The organism is Agriterribacter sp., assembly GCF_035444585.1.
Lineage (GTDB): Bacteria > Bacteroidota > Bacteroidia > Chitinophagales > Chitinophagaceae > Agriterribacter.
This window is the reverse complement of the sequence record NZ_DAOMOZ010000256.1, coordinates 1-6,083: the sequence shown is the minus strand read 5'-3', so window position 1 is coordinate 6,083 and position 6,083 is coordinate 1. Positions and strand designations below refer to the sequence as shown.

Annotated in this window: 4 protein-coding genes; 3 read left to right on the top strand and 1 reads right to left on the bottom strand. The window is 46.4% G+C overall.

All coding sequences use genetic code 11. The annotated features are described in order from the left end of the window. Window positions 1–565 (bottom strand): hypothetical protein (locus tag PLH26_RS19290; protein ID WP_324587657.1); only part of this gene is annotated, 565 nt, incomplete at its 3' end. A gap of 248 nt (window positions 566–813) precedes the next feature. Between PLH26_RS19290 and PLH26_RS19285 the strand changes: the two genes are divergently transcribed. The 3 genes from PLH26_RS19285 to PLH26_RS19275 form a co-directional block, all read left to right on the top strand. Beyond that, entirely contained in the window at window positions 814–3,849 is a 3,036-nt protein-coding gene (locus PLH26_RS19285) for a SusC/RagA family TonB-linked outer membrane protein (RefSeq protein ID WP_324587656.1), read from the top strand. A gap of 39 nt (window positions 3,850–3,888) precedes the next feature. Next, complete coding sequence (locus tag PLH26_RS19280) at window positions 3,889–5,442, top strand: SusD/RagB family nutrient-binding outer membrane lipoprotein (RefSeq protein WP_324587655.1); 1,554 nt, start codon at window positions 3,889–3,891, stop codon at window positions 5,440–5,442. A gap of 129 nt (window positions 5,443–5,571) precedes the next feature. Then, on the top strand, window positions 5,572–6,083 hold a 512-nt coding region (locus PLH26_RS19275; RefSeq protein WP_324587654.1), incomplete at its 3' end, for a PepSY-associated TM helix domain-containing protein.

Below are 6,083 nucleotides of genomic sequence, written 5' to 3'. Positions count from 1 at the left end.
ACTGCAATACGGCATACAGCAGGGATAACATCCGGGGTGTAATAACAAGGTTATCGGTGCCTGCCGACACCGGCTTTTTGTTTTTAACCGCTGCTTGCAGAACAGGGAAAAAAGGGTGTGCTTCAGGTAAAAACCGTTGGAAGTAACCCGGCGTCAGGTTGATAACGAACACCTCGCCATATTTTTCAGGCTCCCAGCGAATAATGGCATCCTGTCCGGGTATGAAAACAAGACTGTGCCGGTTATGCGACAGCGCTGCAAATACACTATTGTCCCTGCAGGTATAAGTACTTCTGTTTTTAAGAGAAAAAACCATGCTCAGGTAAGCTCCGCCGTTCCTTAGCAATATTTCTTCTTTCTGCGATAAATTGCTTTTATAATGTGCAAAATGAAGAATACCCGGGATCAGGATTTCAGTACAATAGTTTACATCGGGGTTTATTTGAAAAGGATCTCTCCGTTCTATGATAGCCTCATCCTTTACTGCGAAAAGATCAGAATATGCAATGCTAACAGGCTGGTGAAACCTGCGCATGGGAACCGGGGACAATAAAATACTGCTCATGCGATTCAAAAAATACGATATAACAGTGTAAAGTGTTATACCTGTTTTATACAAGTGTAGCAGTGCACAGTTACAAATTTGTCACAATAAAGTAAAACCTGTTTACGAATTCCGTAAAATCTTTACTGGGAGCGGGTTTGGAAATATTTTTTCCCTGCCACGTCAGCTTTTTTCCCGCATATGATATTGTTTCAAAAGAGCTTTGCAGTCAAATTAATATTTACGGCACAGTTAAAATTTGACCAGCAATGTATAAGAGACTTGTTTTTTTGATCGTTTTGTTGCTTGCCATGCATGTATTGCACGCGCAGCAGCGCGCTATTAATGGACGAATAACAGACGGTATTTCCGGACAGCCTGTACAGGAGGCAAGTATTGTTATTAAAGGAACTTCCTTTTCCACTTTAACAGACGCAGAAGGAAAATTTGTTATTAACGTGCGGAGCGGACAGGTATTAAGTATATCGCATATATCATATTCGGCAGCGGAAGTGCCGGTAGATCACAATACCAGTACCGTAAATATTTCTCTTGAATCTGTTACCAGGCAGCTTTCTGAAATAGTGGTTACAGGTGTGTTGGGCATTAAGCGCGCAGTACGTGAGCTGGCCACTTCCAGCCAGGAAGTGAGTAATGCGGAGCTTACCCAGGGAAAACCTGTCAATCCCATATTGGGATTAGCAGGTAAAGTGGCCGGGCTGCGTATTAATATGTTCGACAGCAAGGTTGACCCGGATGTGCAGGTTAACCTGCGGGGTATCCGTTCGCACAGCGGCGACAATTCTCCCCTGTACGTTGTGGATGGTGTACCCATTCCCGACATCAACCGGCTTAACCCCAATGATATTGAAAGTATTAATGTACTTAAGGGTGCCAATGCCGCGGCTGTATACGGCTCGGAAGGAGTGAATGGTGTTCTGATGATCACTACTAAAAAAGGCCGGGCAGGCCGCCAGAAAATATCTGCATCCAATACCACTTTATTTGAATCTGTAATGCGGTTACCCGAACAGCAAACCACATATGGCAACGGTGTTAACGGCGTGTACAATCCAACGGAATACCGCTCCTGGGGGCCGGCATACGATGGCAGCATAAAACCGGTGGGAACCGTACTGCCCGATGGCAGCCAGTGGGAACTGCCTTATACAGCAGAAAAAGACAGCCGTAAAGATTTCTTCAATACCGGTATTACCACGCAAACAGACCTTTCGCTTTCGGGTGGCGACGAAATTTCAACTTTCTTCCTTTCCGTTCAAAATGTTTCGGCTAAAGGTATTATTGAAGGGGATAAAAATTCCAGAACAGGTGCCCGTTTTAATGCTTCCAGGAAATTTGGTAAGCTCACCGCATTGTTTAATTTGAATTATGTATACAACCGCAATGATGTAACACCCAGCGAACCCTGGTCAACAGTATACAGGCATCCGGCACATATCGCTTATGATGCGATACGCGATTGGGAAAATATACCTTATGCCAATCCCGATTACTGGTACAGCACCAACCAGCCTAACCCCTATTTTAACGCCGCCAACCAGCGCACGCTAACCAGCCAGCAAACACTTAATGCCAATGTTGAACTGAACTATGCATTTGCATCCTGGTTCAATGCTATTTACCGCGTAGGGATGTATAACCGTAATGCACAAACGAGGTCTACAACGGGTAAGTTTACCTATACAACACCGGGACGTACAAATATTGCCGGGAGCGTAAGTAATGGTGCAGATGATTTTCGCCGGATCAACAGCGACCTGATACTGAATTTTAATAAGGATTTCGGGAAGTTTTCCACCCGCCTGCTGGTAGGCAATAACCTTAGAACCGATGATACAAAATCTTCGCTTGTAAGCGCTTCAGCTTTGGTGGTTCCGGGACTGTTCAATCCCGGCAACCGTACCGGTCAACTGGGTGGCAGCGCTTCTTCCACACAATACCGGCAAACCGCTGTATATGGTGAGTTTACCGCAGGATACAATAATTATTTATACCTGACCTTTACCGGGAGGAACGAATGGGTATCGGTGCTCAGCCCCGACAACCGGTCTTATTTCTACCCCGGCGTGGGCGCTACCTTTGTATTCAGCGATGCCATTGATGCATTAAAGAACAGCAGCATTCTTTCTTTTGGTAAAGTATTCACTTCTTACAACAGAACGGGAAATGTGAATGGCATTTCGCCTTATGCCCTTAACAATACGTACAGCCAAACAAACGGCTTTCCTTTCGGCACCCTGCCGGGTTTCTCGCTGGGTACCAATTATCCCAACTTCAACATGAAACCCGAATTTGTAACCTCTTACGAAGCAGGCACCCAACTGGGTTTTTTTAATAACCGTTTGAATATAGATCTGACCTATGCCTATTCCCTGTCTACCGATGGCATTATTCAAACCGATATTCCAGGCTCAACGGGCTATGCAACAGCGCTGGTCAATGCATTTGAAGTAAGCAACAACATTTATGAAGCAGGCATCAACGGGGATGTGATCCGTAACCGTACCATGAAATGGAACGTAGGCGTAACCCTGTACCACATGGATAATAAGGTAACTAAAATATATGGGGAACTTGATGCCCTGCATACCTTCCGGCAGAACTATGTGGTGCTGGGACAACCGTATAACACTTTCATGTTTTACGATTACAAGCGTGATCCCAACGGCAATATCATCGTTAATGGCGCTACAGGTTTGCCGGTGAGCACCACAGAGCTGTATAATGTAGGAACGGGAACGCCGCCCTGGCAGATGGGTTTGCATACCAGCTTTGATTTTAAAGGATTTCATATCGGGATGCAATTCGATTACCGCTTAGGCGCGGTAATGTACAGCGAAGCCGCCAACCGCATGATCCAGGATGGCACCAGCCCGCTGACCACGGTATATAACCGCGAACCTTTTGTTATACCCGGCTCCGTGGTGGAAACGGAAGCGGGAAAATATCAGGCCAATACTATGGCGGTGGCAGGAGACAGGGCGTACTTTACCTCCTATGTTTCTCCCGTTCAGTCCAACTATGCCGTGAGCGCCAATTTTTTTAAGCTGCGTGAATTACAAATAGGATATAATCTTCCGGCAGGCCTGCTGGCAGGTCAGCGCATTATTAAGCAGGCAGGCGTTGCGATCATTGGCCGCAACCTGTTTTCTATCTGGCATACCGATAATATATACAATGATCCCGAATTTGTATATGCCGGGGGCAGCAGCGAAGGATACCTGAGCTGGAGGCATCTTCCACCCACACGTATGGTCGGCTTTAGTCTGAATGTTGGCTTTTAACCCAAAGGGAATACTTAAAATATTTTAAAAGAAGAAGAAATGAAAAAGTTTATCACATATATAATTGCTGTTATTATAGTATCGGTGCTGGCTTCCTGCTCCAAGTTCCTGGATGTAAATGAAAATCCCAATGCTCCTTCTGATGTGCCGGTAGAACAGGTACTGCCCAATACGCTGGTCAGTTCCGTGAACATAGAAATCATAGGCATTTCCAACTCTCCCGGCGTGAGCGGATCACTGAACCAACTGGGTTCGGTATGGGGCGGTTACTGGGCCAAAGCCACTGATGGCCCGTCTGCAGCTTCTTTGTTTTTGCTGGAAGAAACCTATGCTGTGGAAGCTATGGCCTCCGACCGCGACGGAAGGAATTTCTGGGAAGATATCTATAAGATACTGACCAATTACAGGAATATAGAAACCAAAGCTACGCAGGAAGGCGACCTGGCCTATGCAGGGATCGCTAAAATCATGCAGGGCTGGCATTTCATGCGTTTGGTAGATTTATACAACAATGTGCCTTTTGATGAAGCATTACAGGGAACTGATAATGCTACTCCGGCATTTGAAGACGGGCAAGCGGTATATGAAAAATCCGTTAATCTTGTTACGGCCGGCATTGCTGATATTAAAAGCGCCGCCCCGTTTTCCAAACATCCTGCGGCTGATGACATCCTGTTTACAGGCGACCTGGCACGATGGATAAAATTTGCCAATACAATTAAATTAAGAGCGCTGCTGCGTCAGAGCCAAACGGGAAATACAGGCTACATCAATGCGGAACTTGCCAAAATAGCTGCTGAAGGAAGCGGCTTTTTGAGCGCAGGAGAAAGTGCAGAGGTAAATCCCGGTTATATAGGTGGCTCTGCCGGGTTGCAAAATCCGCTTTGGGAAACCTATTACCGCACTGCCGTTGGCGCGTTGACCCCTGCGTATAACACCATTCGCCCGACAGCATTTTTGATTAATGAATACAAGCGCCTGAATGACCCCCGCCTGGAAAATTTATATACCAGGGCGGAGGCAACAGGGGAATACACGGGTGTGCCCCTGGGTACGGAAGACGCGGCTTTTTCGATGGCAAATACTTCTCCTTTTCTTGGGCCCCAGGAAAACGGCGGACAGCCCGGCGCATTGTTTAAGCGTTCTACCCAGTCGTCTGTATTGTTAGGGTCATTTGAAAGTCTTTTTTTACAGGCGGAAGCCGCGGAACGGGGTTGGATAAGCGTAAATGCCAAAACCCTTTATAATCTTGCCATTGAAGAATCATTTAAATATATGGAAGCCACAGATGGTTATGCGGGTTATATTATACAGGATGAGGTTGACCTTGACAAGGCAGGGGATAAAATAGAAAGGATAATAGAACAGAAATGGCTTTCACTGAATACGATCAATGGTTTTGAGGCCTGGAATGATTACCGCAGGCTGGGCATACCGGCTATACCGCAATCGTTGCGAAGCCCTAATGCCGATCCGGCTTACCGGCCACTGAGGCTTACCTACCGTAAGTCTGAGCTTACCGGTAATGGAGAAGAAGTGGCGGAACAGGGTACAGTAGACCCGTTTGCCTCTGCTGTTTTTTGGGATCAATAAACACCTGGGTATATCCCCGGATTTAACGATTTCAAAGAGAGAATTTCCGCTTTTTGTAAATTTCCGGGAGGGGAAATTTTTATTTTCCCGGTTTTGGGATCCATCCCGTATATCAAACAACAAACACGCATGATGCCGCCTAAGAAGCAGAAAACGACCTGGCAAAAAGTACGCAAATTGTTCAACGATATTCATCTCTGGCTGGGGCTGGGCAGCGGGCTGATCGTTGTTGTGATCTGTTTTTCGGGTACGGTGTATGTATATAATACCGAACTAACGGAGAGGGCTGCACCACATTTATATAAGGTTGATCGGGTTGCAGGGGCTGAACGTATCGCTCCGGAGCAGTTGGTTGAAAAAGTACGGCAGGTATCCGGGGGCAAGGTAACCGGTATAACCATCCCGGCCGATCCTCAAAGAACTTACCAGTTCAATGTTAGAACCAAAGATGATAAATCGCGTTTCGGCACCGCTTATATGGTTAACCCTTATACAGGAGAAATTGTGGGAAATTCCCTCGAAAAGAACGGCACAAAGGAATTTATGAGTACCATGTTCAGCCTGCACCGCTGGCTGCTGCTCGATAAAGTGGAACAGCCTATCCTGAGCAGTATGACCAACAGGGAACTGGGAAGCAAAAT